The following is a 14769-nucleotide window of genomic DNA, read 5'->3' on the forward strand; positions in this document are numbered from 1 at the left end:
TCCTCACATCTCACCCAGCGCTTCCCGGCGCCGCTGCTCGGATTCTTCGGCATAGCGGCGCGTGGCATGCGCTTCCGACAGTGTGCCGACCACACGGTAACTTTCGGCCTCGACGACGGCGAGCGATTCCGCTTCGTTGCCTTCGAACACCACCATGGCATCCCGGATGTTCATCTCGGGATGCAGCACCACGTTCCGACAATGTAACAGGCTGTCGAGCCGGAATGCGCTGACGTCGGGTGAATGCGCCTCGGGCACGCTGGCGAGCCCGACATAGCTGCCTTCGGAGTCCACCACGACCACCTGATTCTTCGATCCGAGCGGAAATTTGGCGCGGAATTCATCGAGCGGCATGGTCGATTCCACGATCGAAATATCCGGCCGCATCAAGCGCCGTACGGTGAGATCGCGGATCCAGCCGATATCGGCCGCGCTGCGGATCGTCTCGCCGCGCAGATGCAGGCGCCAGGTCGCAAAGGAGTAGCCGAACAGTTCGCGGGTGATTTGCGTGGAAATGATGACGGCCACCAGCACGGCCGTGGTGAGCCAGAGATTGCCGGTGGATTCCAGTGCGATGAAACTCATGGTGAGCGGCCCGCCGATCACCGATGCCGACAGCGCGCTCATGCCAATGATCGTATAGATATTCGGATCGATATTGATCTCGGGCCACAGCACATTGACGCCGGTGGCAAACAGATGGCCGCCGAGCGCACCGATGAACAACGAAGCGAAAAACAGACCGCCACGAAACCCTGTTCCCAGCGAGATGATCGAGGCGATGGTCTTCAGCACCATTACGAAGGCGACCAGAGCGATCGGATAGGCGGTCATCCCGCCGAAATGCAGCGCGCCGTGACCGGATGACATCACCTGCGGGGTCAGCAGTGCGAGGGCACCGACGCCGAGGCCGCCGAGAGCAGGCCGCAGAGGCGACCACAGGCGGAGCTTGGCGAGCAGCCATTCGCACCAGGTCACCACGCGCATGATGCCGATGCCATAGGTCGCGGCGAACACCCCGAGCAGGGCGGCAACCGCGAGGTCATGACCCTGCACGTCACCGAATCGGCCGGCGACAACGCCGAGCGTGAGCGGAGAAAAGGAGTGGGCGACGAAATAGCCGGTGACGGCGGCGACGCCAACCGGCATCAGGCTTGCCGAGCTGTAGGCGCCGATCACCAGCTCGAAGGCGTAGAAGGCGCCGGCCAGCGGTGCTCCGAAGGCGCCGGCAATCGCCGCTGCGGCTCCGCAGCCCACCAGCACACGCTGGTCGGCACGGCGCAGATGGAACGCACGGCCGATCGAGGCACCGAGACCGCTGGCAAGCTGGGTGTAGCCGGCCTCCAGCCCTACCGAAGCACCGACGCCGCTCGACCAGACGGTCTGCAGCGAGACGATGATACTGCCGCGGAACGACATCCGGCCACCATAAAGTGCATTCGCCTCGATAGGATCGATCTCGCGGGACGGGCGCCAGCGCAGCAGCAACAGGAAGGCAATACCGAGCGCCAGTCCGCCGAGGGTGGGAACCAGCAATGCGCGCACCGGGTCGATCCAATACTGGCTCGACAGCCGCTGGCCCCATTCGAGATTGAACAGCACGGCATGCAGCACGCTCACCATGGCGCTCATGCCGGCCACCACGAGGCCGCCAATCACGCCGATCGCCGCAGCCAGAAGCGCCAGGCTGGTTTCATGCGCGCGGACGAAGACGCGCAACCACTGCGGGGCCTCAAGATATCGTGACGAAGTGACCATCGGGCGGCGTCCGGACGTGGCAGGCCTCGAGCAAGATGCGCGTCCCGCAGCTAGCGGCGGCCCTTCTCGCGAGACCACCCGATGTAGCGGAAAAGAACGGGATTGCGGCATGCTTTTGCGGAGGGGATAGACCAGAGCTATGCCCTTCACAACCCTGTCACGCTGCCTGTAGTATGTGAAACGCAGGCTGCTTCGCGCAGTCGAATTGTGGAGCCAGGAGCGTTACTTGAACGCACATGTCTCGCAAGGCGGCTGGCCGGTTCTGGTTCTCAATGCGGACTTCCGGCCGCTGAGCTACTATCCTTTGTCGCTTTGGTCGTGGCAGGACGCGGTCAAGGCGGTCTTTCTCGATCGTGTGAATATCGTAGCTCACTACGATCACGCGGTGCGGAGCCCTTCGGCCGATTTTCAGCTGCCGAGCGTCGTGTCGCTGAAGTCGTTCGTGAAGCCGACCACGCATCCGGCCTTCACGCGGTTCAATGTTTTCCTGCGCGATCGCTTCTCCTGCCAGTATTGCGGTTCGCGCGATGACCTCACCTTCGATCACATCATTCCGCGCTCGAAGGGTGGCCAGACCACTTGGGAAAACGTCGTCGCGGCATGCTCGCCCTGCAATCTGCGCAAGGGCAACTTGACCACTCATCAGGCCGGCATGTTCCCGCGCCAGACAGCATTCGCGCCAACCGTGCATCAGCTGCATCGCAACGGCCGGCTGTTCCCGCCGAACTATCTGCACCAGAGCTGGCTGGACTACCTGTATTGGGACACGGAACTCGATCCGTAAGCGGTGCGGTCGCATCGCCCTCTGTCCGCGTGCGAGCTTCGGCTATCGCCTCACGCATCTACCGGACATCCCACGTGGAATCCCTTGCAGCTGTTTGGCACGGAATTGACAGCGTAAGCTGACATAGGCGGTTACGTACCGGTGGGCCTCGATGGATCTTTCGGTACTTGCTCTGCGGGTGGCAGAGCATTGATGTCGGTATTCGGCCGTGGTTATGGCTCCTGCAAGGCGCGCGGCCGAGCTGGAGGATATGATGAGCGACAGGGTCGTCGATGACATCGTGGCTTTGCTTCCGCCTTTGCTGCAAGGGCTGGAGGCGCTCCAGTTCGTCGCGCGCAATCTGCATCCGCCGGCTTTCGATGCTGTCATGGAAGCAGTCGGGCAACCCGAGGCAGCGCTGCAGGCGGCGCGTGCGGATCTCGGCGACTGGCCGGAGGAGTTCGCCGATCTGCGCCGCCATCTCGAAGCCGCGAGCGAAGCGGTGATTGCTGGCGTTGCCGGCTTGCACGCCGCCCGGCAGCCGGGCGGCGACATGACTATGGTGTTCCGCGCGCTGCGCCATTCTCCGCGGGCGCAGGAAGCGCTCTATGCGACCGGGGCGCGGCTTCCGCCGGTCAGCAGTTTCTTCCTGCCGCCTGCCTTGCGGGAAGATGGCGCGCTTGCCGAGCGACTGGCGCAGCCAGCGGCAGACGGCACCGGTGTGATCCATGGCGGCGTGCCCGGCGCGCGTGGCAGCTTCTCGCTTTACGTGCCCGAATACTACACGCCGGATCGCGCATGGCCGCTGGTGGTTGCTTTGCATGGCGGCACCGGTAACGGTCGCGCCTTTCTATGGAGCTGGCTTGCGGATGCCCGTGCCCGCGGGGCGATCGTGATCGCGCCGACGGCTGCCGGCAGCACATGGGCGCTGATGGGTGACGACCCCGACACGCCGAACATCTCCCGTATCCTCGATCTCGTGCAGTCGCGCTATAGGATCGACGTCGCACGTCAGCTGCTCACCGGCATGAGCGATGGCGGCACATTTTGTTATGTTACCGGTCTGCGCGCCGAATCGTCCTTCACCCATCTGGCGCCGGTCTCAGCCACCTTCCATCCCCTGATGGCACAATTCGCCGACGCCGATCGCATCCACGGTTTGCCGATCCATCTCGTCCATGGCCGTCTCGACTGGATGTTTCCAGTGCAGACTGCACACGAAGCGCGAGATGCGCTGACAGTCGCGGGAGCGCACGTCAGCTACCGCGAATTCGATGACCTCAGCCACTGTTATCCCCGCGAGATCAATACAGTGCTGCTCGATTGGCTGGATGAACACTAGATTGGGTGCCGATGCGGCCAGCGGGCTTTTGCAACGAAGGTCGGTTCCTATATGTTCGCAAGGCGGGCGATACGGACGAGGAGATCTGAATGCCGTCATTGACCGAATGGAAGGTGCCACCTGGCGTGCAGCCCCGTGCGGAAGATTTTGGCTTCGATCTCGACCGCGCGCTCGAAGCGGTGGTGGGCCTTCATTGCATCGTTCCTGAAGACGCCTTCACGGCGGAAACGCTCGGTACCGAGCGCGCCGGTAATGGCGTTCTGATCGACGACGGCCTCATTCTCACCATCGGCTATCTCATTACCGAGGCTGAAACCATCTGGGTCCATCTCGGCGACGGCAGCGTCGTGCCGGGCACGGTGCTCGGCGTCGATCAGGAAACGGGATTCGGCCTGGTCCAAGTGCTCGGCAAGATCGATGTCGCGCCGCTCAAGCTCGGCAATTCCAGTGCCGCCAAACCCGGCGATCGGGTGCTGATCGGCGGTGCCGGCGGGCGGGCGCGTTCGGTGTCCGGCAAGATCGCTGCGATCCAGGAATTTGCCGGCTACTGGGAATACCTCATCGAGGACGCATTCTTCACCCATCCGGCACATCCGAACTGGGGCGGCGCGGCGCTGATCGACAGCAAGGGCGCGCTGATCGGCATTGGCTCGCTGCAGATCGAGCGCGAGCAGGCTGGGCAAAACGAGCATCTCAACATGATCGTGCCAACCGATTTGTTGAAACCGGTACTCAATGACCTCCGCACGCTCGGTCGCGTCAACAAGCCGCCACGGCCTTGGCTCGGCCTTTATGCCGCCGAGGTCGAGGACAAGGTGGTTGTGGTCGGCGTCGCCAAGAGAGGTCCTGCGGCGCGGGCCGAGCTGAAGACCGGGGATGTCATTTTGGCAATCAACGGCGAGGAAGTTCGCGATTCCGCTACGTTTTACCGTGTCTTATGGGATCTCGGTATCGCGGGTTGTGACGTGCCGCTGACGCTCTATCGGGGTGGAGATACCTTTGACGTGGAGCTCGTCTCGACGGACCGGGCCCGCATGTTCAAGGCGCCGCGGCTGCATTGAGCGCCTGATGTTCGAAAACGGGTCCGAGGTCACTCGCTGTGTCGTGAACTGAGGCGATTTTGTGCACCACCCGGTGTCGGATCACCGTTCACTTGGCGGATGGAGCGATTGTGAATGGCTTCGCGATAGCTTGCGCTGCAAGCTATCAGGATAAGATAAGGTTCAACTGATCTATTCCTGATTCGAGTCGCGTTTCGCAGTTTCTCGTTCATCCGCTTGGTTCCATGGCCGCCGCGAGGGCGCCAATGCCCCGCTGAGGTTCCAGATGACGCATCGTCGGCACGGTAACGACAACATCCGTACCAGCCACCTCAAATGCAATCGTTGTCGCGCCCGCACTCAGCTCAAGTCGATCGATCAGTTCGACAGGTTCGAAACACGGTCATTCGCATGTGACCGCTGCGGCGCCGTTAATCTCGTCCGCGTGGATCAGCCACGGCCGCAGCGGATCGGAGATCATACGTTCTATTGAGTCGGACCGCGCTGTCGCGCGATCCTTATCCAACGTTTCGAGTGGCCGGAGTTTGATCCGGAGCGTGAACCTTGTCCGTGTCCGGCCATTTTTAACGGTTTCGGTGCTGCAAAGCGGCAACTCGCGCCGCATCGCCTCAATGAGTTCAAATCGGCACCGGAGGCTCGTTCATCTTCGATGGATATGGCTAGTGAGCGTGCCCGCCGCGTGCCGGCGCCGCAGCGCCGACGGCATTGACGTCGAGCTCGATATCGACCTTGCCGGCCTTTTCGAACTGCAGCTGCGCCTTCACCTTGTCGCCTTTGATGAACGGCTTCTTCAGATCCATCAGCATCAGGTGATAGCCGCCGGGCTCGAGCTTCACGGTGGCGCCGGGTTTGATCTCGAGCCCGTCATTCAGCGGACGCATCTTCATCACGCCATCGGTCACGCTCATCTCATGCACTTCGATCCGGCTGCCGTCGGCGAACGAACCGCCAAGCAGCTTGTCGCTGTTCTTGCCGGTGTTGGTGATGGTGAGATAGCCGCCAGCCACTTTCGCTGACGGCGGGGTCGCGCGCGTCCACGGCGTGGCGATCATCAAGTCGCCTGCATGCACCATATTCGCCATCTGCGCCATAGCATCCTTCGGCGAAGCCGCCACGAGACGCAGGGATGGAGCAGGTGACTTCAGGCTGTGCGGATCCTGTCCAGCTGCTGGGATCTGCGCCCAGTCTTCCGAGCCGTTTTCGCAGGTCTGTAGTGTTGGCAGATAGAGTGGCGTATCGGCTGTCAACGACGCCGGCAAATAGGCAGAGAAAACGAATTCGTCGTAGAAGTCGTTGTCGAGTTTACCCGTCCACGAAATCTGCTTGATGCCTTCGGACGCTTTCATGCCATGCATGAAGTCGTAGCTCTGCGCATACGGGCCTTTCTTGGTTTCGATCAGCCAGCCCGGCTTCGGCATCGGCTTCACCGCGATCATTCCTTCGGGAATCTGCACGGTGATTTTCGTTGTTGGCGAAGCGCCACAGCCATGCGGCACGGCCAGCACCGCGCGATAGGAGCCGCCAATGGTGGCCGTGCCGCTCTGCACCAACACATGGGCGGAAGCGGGCATTGCGGCTGTGCCGAGCGCAGCGATGAGCAGCAAGGTGCGGTTGACCATGGCATGTCCTTTCATGAATGGCAGTTTAACGCAAATCGTCATCGTCACCACCTCGCTTTGATACCGGCATAGATGGCGCGGCCAGTGCCGGGTTCGAACAGTGGCGAGTTTGCCGTCGCTACATTGAGAATGCTGGCGGAGGCGATGTAACGGGTATCGAGAATGTTGCGCGCTTCGATATAGCCCGAATAGGTGCCCCCATTGTCCACACCGGCCTTAAGGCCGAGCAGCGCATAAGGCTCCGTCTTCAGCGTATTCGCGCTGTCGACATAATAGGATTCCGGCACCCATTCGACATTGGGGCCAAGATAGAATCCGTTGGCATGTTTGTAGAGCAGCTCCGCGCGCAGATAGTGCCGCGGCGCGCCCGGCAGCAGGTTGTTGCCGTAGAGCGGATCGTTGTCAAAGCGGAAGTCGTTCAGCGTATAGGCCATGTTGAGCCAGAGCTTGTCCGGCTGCGCGGATGCATCGAACATGCCCTTCAACACGGCGATACCGAGACCTGCCTCGATGCCCTGATGGATCGTTCGATCCGCATTGGTCACGTTGCAGTTGCCGAACGCACTGTAGAGGCATTGCAGTTCGTCTTTGATATTGGCGCGGTAGACCGTGAGTTCCCACGTCACATCGGGCCGTCGACCGCGCGTGCCGATCTCATAGGTGGTCGCGCGCTGCGGGCGAATACTGGTGAAGGGGATGGTCGGAATGCCGGGTCCGGATGAGCTCTCGCCGAAGCTCGGCATTTCCGCGCTGCGAGAAACATTCGCATAGGCCTGCCAGGTCGGATCGATGTTCCAGAGCAGGCCGCCCTTCGGGCTCCACAGATTGAACTCCGTCGAACCCGATTGGTCACCATCGCTGAGGAAACGGTCCTTCCGGTTTCGCGTGGCATAGAGGAACTGGGTGCCACCGATCAGTGCCACGCTCGGAAGGACATAAAGTGAGTTCTCCACATAGACCGACGTGTTCTTCGAGCTGTCGATCGATGACGAGGCGAGAGCGCCCTTCTGTCCGGCGACATTGACATACTGGTTGTTGTCGATCCGGCCATTGATCACATTGACGCCGGCCACGAACACGTTGCGGTAACCGCCGATCACGCGGTCGTCAGTGACCTTCGCGAAGCCGCCATAGTCCTGATAGCGATAGTCCAGATACTGGAAGATCGGATGTATCAGGTGGCGATCGACGCCGAACAGGCCAAAATCGATGGTGGTGTTGTCGAGCCGGATCGTCGTCTTGTTGGCGAGGCGCACCGTGTCGATGTTGCGCTGCTGGTCCATCGTGACGTTGTTTGCAGCGGCCGTGGTCGGAGAATTCAGCGCGCTGTCCTTGCTCACCGAGCCTGGAATGCGCTGCCGTACGCTATTGGCATTGAGATAGAAACGCGTTTCGAAATCCGGCGAGAACTGATAGCCGACATTGCCGCTCACGCGTGTCGCATTGCCATAGCTGTGGTCGCGATAGCCGTCCGCCGATTGCGTCGAGGCGGTGATGAAGCCATCCCAAGGCCCGTTGGCGCCGCCGGTCGAGGCCTGTAGGCGGCGAAAGCCGAAGGCACCCGTGTCGAGCGAGACGGCATTGAGCCAGGGGTCGCGTCCGGTCGGTGTCACGAAATTGATGGCGCCGCCGAGCGAATTGGCGCCGAAGCGCAGCGCGTTACCGCCCTTGAACACCTCGACATATTTATAGGCGGTCGGCTCGATCTCCTGGAAATCGCCGTAGCCGTCCGCCGTATTGATCGGGATGCCGTCCATATAGAGCTGCACGCCACGCAGATGGAAGTTCCGCGACAGGCTCGAACCGCGGATCGACAGCCGCGTATCATCGCCCCATTTCGGCTGCGCGAACACGCCGGGCACATAGTCCAGGATGTCCTTGATAGTGTTGGATGGCGTGGAGTTCTTCCACGCATCCGCGGTGACCAGTGCGACGCCGCCAGGGGTTTGCTGGATTTCGCGCAGCGCCTGCTGTGCGGTCAGGACAGTGAGGGCGCCGGGCGTTGGTGCGGCTGTAGCCGGCAGCGCTGCCGGAGCGGCAGCGCTGCGTGCTGCGCGCGAATCGGGCGGCGCTTGCCGTGGCTTGCGCGCAGTGGCGGAACGTTGCTGCGCGGGCGCCTCGACGGTGACCGCGGGCAGTGATGTGGACGAACCTATTTGAGCAGACACCGCGCTTGGCATGAGCGCAGCAGCGGATGCCAGCAGAACGCTGCGCAGCCGCATGGAAACGGATAGCATGAGGTGAAACTCCACCGGAATTGGACTGAGCACGCACGTGCAAGCACGTGCGCATGGCGACGTGGGACGTCAGCTCAGCTGCGGCGGTGCGCGGGCCCGATGGTCGGAGGTTGCCGTGCGCGCGACGATGCGGTCGTTGTGCGCGACGATCGGAGCCATCGCAATGGCGATGCGCGAGATGGAGAAAGTGACGCTTGTGGGCGGCGTGCCGGGCGCATGGGTGCCAACGCAGGCCGGGCAATGCACCGCCGGCGCACCCGTGGTCTTGCCATCGGTGCCGGGCGAAGCGGCGAGATCGGGATGAGTGAGACAGAGCTCCAAGCCCGCGGCTTGCGCGGCCGGCGAGATCGAAGCCAGAATGAGGCTCGACAACACGACATTGAGAACGAGCGCATAAACCGCGGCCAAAGAAGCCACGGCGCCAAACCAGCGTTTGCGCGATCCATGTGTCACGGGTGCGATCCTCGCCCCATGGTTAGCATGGGCGAGGGAACTGTCAAAGCCGCAGGGCGGATCAAATCACGTGATCCCTCATGGTGAGGAGGCGCGCAGCGCCGTCTCGAACCATGAGATGGCTTGGCTCGGCGCTCTTCGGCCATCCTTCGAGACGCCGCTACGCGGCTCCTCAGGATGAGGGGCGGAGAAGCGAGAGACTGAGTTGAAGGCAGCATTGTTCCTAGCAATGCAGTCGAAAAGCGCCCCAGATCGCTTGATGAGTCAGGCTCTCAGGATGAGGGAAGCGAGCAACCCTACAGCACCACGATGCCGGAATGCTTTGCCTTGTCGTCCGGCTCCACATGGATGGTGATCAGTGCTTCGCCGATTTCGGCGCGGATTGCCTGTTCCAGCTTGTCGCAGATGTCGTGCGCGGCGCTCACCGTGGTCGATCCCGCCACCACGAGATGGAAATCGATGAAAGTCATGCTGCCGGCGCGGCGGGTGCGCAGATCATGTGCCTCGATGGCGCCTTCGGCGTGGGCCGAGATGGTCTGCTTGATGGTGGCTAGTGTCGCCGGCTCCAGCGCTTCGTCCATCAGTCCGCTGAGCGATTGCTTCATCAGGCCCCAGCCTGCCCACAGGATGTTGAGCGCAACCAGCCCGGCAAGGATGGGATCGAGAATCGCAATGCCCGACACGGAAGCGATGATCACGCCGCCGAGCACGCCGACCGACGACCACACGTCGGTCATCAGATGATTGCCGTCGGCGGTCAGCGCGGGCGAACGCATTTTCTTGCCGGTGCGGATCAGAAGCCATGCCCAACCGGCATTGATCACGGTGGCTGCGGCATTTGCGGCAAGGCCGAGCCATGGTGTATCGAGCTGCCGCGGCGAGAGATAAGCGTGATACGCCTCGCGCAGGATCAGGACCGCTGCCAGCACGATCAGCACGCCTTCGAGCACGGCCGAAAAATACTCGGCCTTATGGTGCCCATAGGGATGTTCGTCGTCGGCAGGTTTTGCGCTGAAGCTGATGGCGAGATAGGCGACCAGCGCCGTCACAACATTCACGATGCTCTCGATCGCATCCGACAGCAGCGCGACGCTGCCGGTGAGGTGATAGGCCCAATACTTCAGTCCGAGCACAAGCAAGCCAACGGCAATGCTGCCTTGCGCAAGATTGCGAACGCTTGTCATGAAAAATCTCGTGTCGATGGAAATGCGGCGGCAACGCCGTCGTGCTCTAGACTGCGTGCGCAAGCGATGCAAGCTGTGTCAAGTTGCTGCAAACGCTTCGCATTATGATACGCAAAATGGAGGTGCGTTTGCAGTTCGCAGGTCGGGCTGAGTGAGGATGCAGACGCCGAAGCGATCCCCCAATGTCTGTGCGGCGGATAACGGAAATCGCGCCGCTGGATCCATTCTCAAGCGTGCCGACATTGCTCCCTTGCGCAGCAAGCCGCTTCGCGGAACCAGATTTATCGGAGAAAAATGCAGCTTTAGATCGTTCGTTGACAATCTGTCGCTGTGGCAGGCCCGTCACAGCGACGCGCAAAATGCGCTGCAGCACGTGTTCCGTGCCTGAATGACGTGCTCTTGAGCCTGTCACGACGCGCCGAACCTGTATGACAGGCGTGTCGCCTCGGTCGGCGGGTTGCAGTTGGGAATGGAAATGACTGGTTTGGCTGAAATGCGCTGGCCGCGCCTTGTGGCGTTGTTTGTTTTGCCTGCCGTGCTGGCAGGCTGCGTCAGCAGCGGTGGGATGATGTCGTCGGGCCTTGGCGGTTCATCCGCGAAATATGCCGAGCTGAATGACGGCGGCCACACGCTGCCGGCGATCGATGTCTCCAGCATCGATCCCGCCATGCTGCGCCAGCGCGTCGATTATCGGACGCGGGAGCCTGCCGGGACCATCGTGGTCGATACGGCCGCGCGTCATCTCTATCTCGTCGAGGGCGACGGCAAGGCGATGCGCTACGGCATCGGCGTCGGCAAGGCCGGTCTTGCTTTCGCCGGTAGCGCGACCATCAAGCGCAAGGCAGAATGGCCGCACTGGAGCCCGACCGAGAACATGATGAACCGCGAGCCGGCGCGCTATCGCCATCTGGCCAGCGGCATGGCCGGTGGCCTCGACAATCCGCTCGGGCCGCGCGCGATGTATCTCTATCAGGGCGATCGCGACACCATGTTCCGCATCCACGGCACGACGGAGCCGGAGACCATCGGCCACGCCGTGTCCAGCGGCTGCATCCGGCTGATGAATCAGGATGTCATCGACCTCTACAACCGCGTCAAGATCGGCAGTCGCGTGGTGGTGATCCAGGGCGGCCGGGCGGCAGAGTCTTAAAGGGCGAGCGGTGGACCAGCTAACGAAACGGCAGGTATAGGCCGATGCCTGCCGTTTCGCATTGAAATATCCATACGTGGAACGGTTGTCGTCCGGCATCGTCGATTGATGCTAAGGATCCGAGCATGAATCCGGCTCCCGTCTTCCGTTTCGCTCCCAGCCCGAATGGCTATCTCCATCTCGGCCACGCTTATTCGGCCCTGCTGAATTTCGATCTCGCGCGGCAGGCCGGCGGGCATTTGCTGCTGCGGATCGAGGATATCGATGTCACGCGTTGTCGGCCGGAATACGAGCAGGCGGTCTATGAGGATCTCGAATGGCTTGGGATCATCTGGGAGACGCCGGTGCGCCGGCAGTCCGATCATCTCGATGCCTATGTCGCCGCAAGCGACAGGTTGGCCGCGATGGGGCTGCTCTATCCCAGTTTCGAAAGCCGGGCGGAGATCGCACGGCTGGTGGCCGGCGAGGAGGCCAAGGGCCCATGGCCGCGCGATCCCGATGGTGCGCCGCTCTATCCGGGCACAGCAAAGTCCCTGTACGCCGACGAGGTCGCTGCACTGAAGCGCTCCGGGGCGCCGATGGCGCTGCGACTCGATATGGCTGCGGCGATCGAACGTGTCGGCGCGTTGACCTGGCAGGAGCAGGGCAGCGGCCCGGATGGCGAGACGGCGGAGGTCGCCGCGCGCCCGGACGCCTGGGGCGATGTTATTCTGGCCCGTAAGGAAGTGCCGACCAGCTACCATTTGTCTGTCGTCATCGATGATGCGCTGCAGGGTGTCACCGATGTCGTACGCGGCCAGGACCTGTTCTGGTCCACCAGTGTGCATCGTCTGCTGCAGGCGCTGCTCGGCCTGCCAGTGCCAGCCTATCGGCATCACGCCTTGCTGCGTGACGAGACCGGGGCGAAACTCGCAAAATCCCTGGCATCCACGGGGCTTCGCGAACTGCGCGCGCAAGGTATGACATCGGCGGATGTGCGCCGCCTCGCCGGATTGCCGCCCTATCCGTAACCTGGCGGGGTTATCCCAACGCAGATGCGGACGGTGACGTGACTCGGCACGGGGCGCCATGCCATGGTGCAAGGGACGAGTGGGCATCCAATGGCGCTGACATCGCGCGCGCCGCGCAAATCGCGGAAGCGCAGAACGACTATCGCAAAGCCGAAGACCGTGAAAGGGCGCGTCGCCAAGAAGGCCGTGCGAAAGCCGCGCATGGCGCCGGGGGCGGCACGTGCAGATGCAATGGTCGAACAAGCGCTGGCGATGTTCGCCCACGAGGTGCGCACGCCGCTCACTGGCATTCTCGCAGTCAGCGACCTGCTTGTCACCTCCGAGCTCTCGGAGCGCGAACGGCGCTGGGTCGAAACCATCCGGGCTGGTGCCGAACATCTCGCCGGCCTTGCGACCCTGTTCGTCGATGCCGCCAGAAGCCACAAGGCCAGGCTTGACCTGCGACGGGACTTCTTCGACCTGCGCACGCTGACGCGCGCCATCGGGGATTCGCTCGCCGGCCGTGCCACGGCGAAGGGGCTGCAGGCCGTGGTCACGGTCTCCGAGAAATTGCCGAATTTCGCCGTTGGAGATCCGGTCCGGCTGCGTGCGGCGTTGGAGAATCTGATCGACAACGCGGTGAAATTCACCGACAGCGGCAATGTCATACTGAAAGTCGCCTCGGTCCGCATCGCCGGCAAGGTTGGCGTGTCGTTCGCAGTATCCGACTCAGGGATCGGCCTGACGCCCGCAGAAACCAAAAAGCTGTTCCGGCCGTTCTCGCAGGCCAATGTCTCCATCGCCGCGCGCTTTGGTGGCGCCGGGCTCGGCCTGTTCTCGGTCAAGCAACTGGCCAGGGCGATGGGCGGCGATATCGCAGCAACGGCGCGGCAGGGCGGCGGCACGACATTTACGCTGACTGTGGCACTCGATCGGGTGCGCGGTGACATCGCGCAGATGGCGCAGTCGGAGCAGGCATCGGCCGGCGGCGCTGGCCGGCGCGTTCTCAGCGTCGAGGACAATCCGTTCGGTCGCGTGGTGCTGAATGCCATTCTTACCGAACTTGGCCATCATGCCGAATTCATCGGCCGCGGCGAGGATGCCGCGATACGGGTCGCGGAAGGCGGTTTCGATGCGGTGTTGATGGACATGGTGCTGCCGGATATCAGCGGCGTCGAGGCGATCCGTCAGATTCGCGCGTTGAAGAAGCCGTATGGCGGCATCGCCGTCATCGGCGTCTCCGGCCGCGGCGAGGATGAGGCCGCGGCGCGTCAGGCCGGCGCCGACAGTTTCCTGATCAAACCGGTTTCTCCACGTGCTCTAGCGACTGCGCTGCTTGCAACGAAACGCCGTTCGGCAGCCGCGAACGGATGATCGCTGCATTCAGCGCGCCGCCGAACACGAAGATCGCGGCGATGAAATACAAGAACACCAGTGCGATGATCACCGAGGCGAGCCCGGCATACATCGTCACGTAGTTATTGGCGAAGCGCGCGAGATAAAGGCCGAAGCCGATGGCGGCGGCCAGCGAGCCCAGCATCGTGAATACGATGCCGGGCAGGATCTGCGGAAAGGTTCGCCGCCCCGCCGGCAGCCGGCTATGCAGGATGACGAGAGCGATGAGCATCGCCGCGACGGTGATGCCGTAGCGAGCGACCGTGAGTAGCCGCTCGTTGTTCTCCACCATCAGAGGCACGTAACGCCGCACGATTTCCAGCACCAGCGGGCCGAGCACGATCAGGAAGGCCATCACCAGCGCCGTCGCCGCAGCGATCAGCGTGTAGCCGATGGATTCCAGCCGCAGCCAGTACCAGCGGCGTGGCTCGGTTACCGAATAGGCGCGGTTCAGCGCCACCCGCAGGCTCTCGACACCATTGGAGGCAAAGTAGAGCGCGAGCACGAGACCGATGGTCAAGGCATCGCCGCGTGTCGTGGTGAGCACCTGATGGATCTGGCCGGATAACGCATTGGATACCTGGTCGGGCCAGATCTCGAGCAGCAGGTTCATGGCCTGATCGGCGAGATCCCGGGAGCCGAAAAAACCCGCCAGCGAGGTCAGCACGATCAGGAACGGAAACAAGGCCATCAACGTGGACAGCGCGATATGGCTGGCGATCGCCCAGCCGTCATCGGTGAGAAAACGGTAGAAGGCGTCGAGGCCGATATCGAAGGCGATGCGTATCTGCCTCACAGTCCACCTCGTTAGCGGCTTC

At 62.4% G+C, this 14769-nt stretch carries 13 protein-coding genes; 7 read left to right on the top strand and 6 right to left on the bottom strand.

Annotated elements, in window-relative coordinates:
* Positions 1 to 3 precede the first annotated feature (3 nt).
* Entirely contained in the window at positions 4 to 1758 is a 1755-nt protein-coding gene (locus E0H22_RS05485; protein ID WP_233024642.1) for a chloride channel protein, read from the bottom strand.
* Between the two features lie 226 nt (positions 1759 to 1984).
* Here E0H22_RS05485 and E0H22_RS05490 point away from each other — a divergent pair, with 226 nt between their 5' ends.
* The 3 genes from E0H22_RS05490 (at position 1985) to E0H22_RS05500 (ending at position 4924) form a co-directional block, all read left to right on the top strand.
* The gene (locus E0H22_RS05490) at positions 1985 to 2542 is read left to right on the top strand and encodes an HNH endonuclease (protein ID WP_233024643.1); all 558 of its coding nucleotides are present in this window, start codon (positions 1985 to 1987) and stop codon (positions 2540 to 2542) included.
* A gap of 253 nt (positions 2543 to 2795) precedes the next feature.
* A complete protein-coding gene (locus E0H22_RS05495; RefSeq protein ID WP_233024644.1) occupies positions 2796 to 3863 on the top strand; it encodes a carboxylesterase family protein in 1068 nt (355 codons plus the stop codon).
* Between the two features lie 89 nt (positions 3864 to 3952).
* Positions 3953 to 4924: a S1C family serine protease gene (locus tag E0H22_RS05500; protein ID WP_233024645.1), complete on the top strand. Its 972-nt coding sequence runs from the start codon at positions 3953 to 3955 to the stop codon at positions 4922 to 4924.
* A 659-nt stretch (positions 4925 to 5583) separates the two neighbouring features.
* Here E0H22_RS05500 and E0H22_RS05505 read toward each other — a convergent pair.
* The 4 genes from E0H22_RS05505 to E0H22_RS05520 all read right to left on the bottom strand — a co-directional run bounded on the left by E0H22_RS05505 (position 5584) and on the right by E0H22_RS05520 (position 10417).
* Complete coding sequence (locus E0H22_RS05505; protein ID WP_233024646.1) at positions 5584 to 6543, bottom strand: DUF1775 domain-containing protein; 960 nt, start codon at positions 6541 to 6543, stop codon at positions 5584 to 5586.
* Between the two features lie 44 nt (positions 6544 to 6587).
* A complete protein-coding gene (locus E0H22_RS05510) occupies positions 6588 to 8780 on the bottom strand; it encodes a TonB-dependent receptor family protein (RefSeq protein WP_233024647.1) in 2193 nt (730 codons plus the stop codon).
* 69 nt (positions 8781 to 8849) lie between these two features.
* A complete protein-coding gene (locus E0H22_RS05515) occupies positions 8850 to 9233 on the bottom strand; it encodes a DUF2946 family protein (protein ID WP_233024648.1) in 384 nt (127 codons plus the stop codon).
* Positions 9234 to 9529: 296 nt separating this feature from the next.
* Positions 9530 to 10417: a cation diffusion facilitator family transporter gene (locus E0H22_RS05520; RefSeq protein ID WP_233024649.1), complete on the bottom strand. Its 888-nt coding sequence runs from the start codon at positions 10415 to 10417 to the stop codon at positions 9530 to 9532.
* Positions 10418 to 10574: 157 nt separating this feature from the next.
* Here E0H22_RS05520 and E0H22_RS05525 point away from each other — a divergent pair, with 157 nt between their 5' ends.
* The 4 genes from E0H22_RS05525 to E0H22_RS05540 all read left to right on the top strand — a co-directional run bounded on the left by E0H22_RS05525 (position 10575) and on the right by E0H22_RS05540 (position 13930).
* On the top strand, positions 10575 to 10805 hold the full coding sequence (locus tag E0H22_RS05525) for a hypothetical protein (RefSeq protein WP_233024650.1): 231 nt from the start codon (positions 10575 to 10577) through the stop codon (positions 10803 to 10805).
* A gap of 87 nt (positions 10806 to 10892) precedes the next feature.
* Positions 10893 to 11567 carry a L,D-transpeptidase gene (locus tag E0H22_RS05530; RefSeq protein WP_233024651.1) on the top strand — a complete coding sequence of 225 codons (675 nt, stop codon included), beginning with the start codon at positions 10893 to 10895 and terminating at the stop codon, positions 11565 to 11567.
* Positions 11568 to 11692: 125 nt separating this feature from the next.
* Positions 11693 to 12577, top strand: a complete 885-nt coding sequence (gene gluQRS, locus E0H22_RS05535) for a tRNA glutamyl-Q(34) synthetase GluQRS (protein ID WP_233024652.1) — start codon at positions 11693 to 11695, stop codon at positions 12575 to 12577.
* 90 nt (positions 12578 to 12667) lie between these two features.
* On the top strand, positions 12668 to 13930 hold the full coding sequence (locus tag E0H22_RS05540) for an ATP-binding protein (protein WP_233024653.1): 1263 nt from the start codon (positions 12668 to 12670) through the stop codon (positions 13928 to 13930).
* Here E0H22_RS05540 and E0H22_RS05545 read toward each other — a convergent pair.
* The gene (locus tag E0H22_RS05545; protein ID WP_233024654.1) at positions 13854 to 14747 is read right to left on the bottom strand and encodes a YihY/virulence factor BrkB family protein; all 894 of its coding nucleotides are present in this window, start codon (positions 14745 to 14747) and stop codon (positions 13854 to 13856) included. The genes E0H22_RS05540 and E0H22_RS05545 overlap by 77 nt on opposite strands.
* Positions 14748 to 14769 lie beyond the last annotated feature (22 nt).

The organism is Rhodopseudomonas boonkerdii, assembly GCF_021184025.1.
Lineage (GTDB): Bacteria > Pseudomonadota > Alphaproteobacteria > Rhizobiales > Xanthobacteraceae > Tardiphaga > Tardiphaga boonkerdii.

Coding starts and splice junctions, on each gene's coding strand:
- E0H22_RS05485 (WP_233024642.1), bottom strand. CDS start 1,758: ATGGTCACTTCGTCACGATATCTTGAGGCCCCGCAGTGGTTGCGCGTC.
- E0H22_RS05500 (WP_233024645.1), top strand. CDS start 3,953: ATGCCGTCATTGACCGAATGGAAGGTGCCACCTGGCGTGCAGCCCCGT.
- E0H22_RS05505 (WP_233024646.1), bottom strand. CDS start 6,543: ATGGTCAACCGCACCTTGCTGCTCATCGCTGCGCTCGGCACAGCCGCA.
- E0H22_RS05520 (WP_233024649.1), bottom strand. CDS start 10,417: ATGACAAGCGTTCGCAATCTTGCGCAAGGCAGCATTGCCGTTGGCTTG.
- gluQRS (WP_233024652.1), top strand. CDS start 11,693: ATGAATCCGGCTCCCGTCTTCCGTTTCGCTCCCAGCCCGAATGGCTAT.
- E0H22_RS05495 (WP_233024644.1), top strand. CDS start 2,796: ATGAGCGACAGGGTCGTCGATGACATCGTGGCTTTGCTTCCGCCTTTG.
- E0H22_RS05540 (WP_233024653.1), top strand. CDS start 12,668: ATGGCGCTGACATCGCGCGCGCCGCGCAAATCGCGGAAGCGCAGAACG.
- E0H22_RS05510 (WP_233024647.1), bottom strand. CDS start 8,780: ATGCTATCCGTTTCCATGCGGCTGCGCAGCGTTCTGCTGGCATCCGCT.
- E0H22_RS05525 (WP_233024650.1), top strand. CDS start 10,575: ATGCAGACGCCGAAGCGATCCCCCAATGTCTGTGCGGCGGATAACGGA.
- E0H22_RS05530 (WP_233024651.1), top strand. CDS start 10,893: ATGACTGGTTTGGCTGAAATGCGCTGGCCGCGCCTTGTGGCGTTGTTT.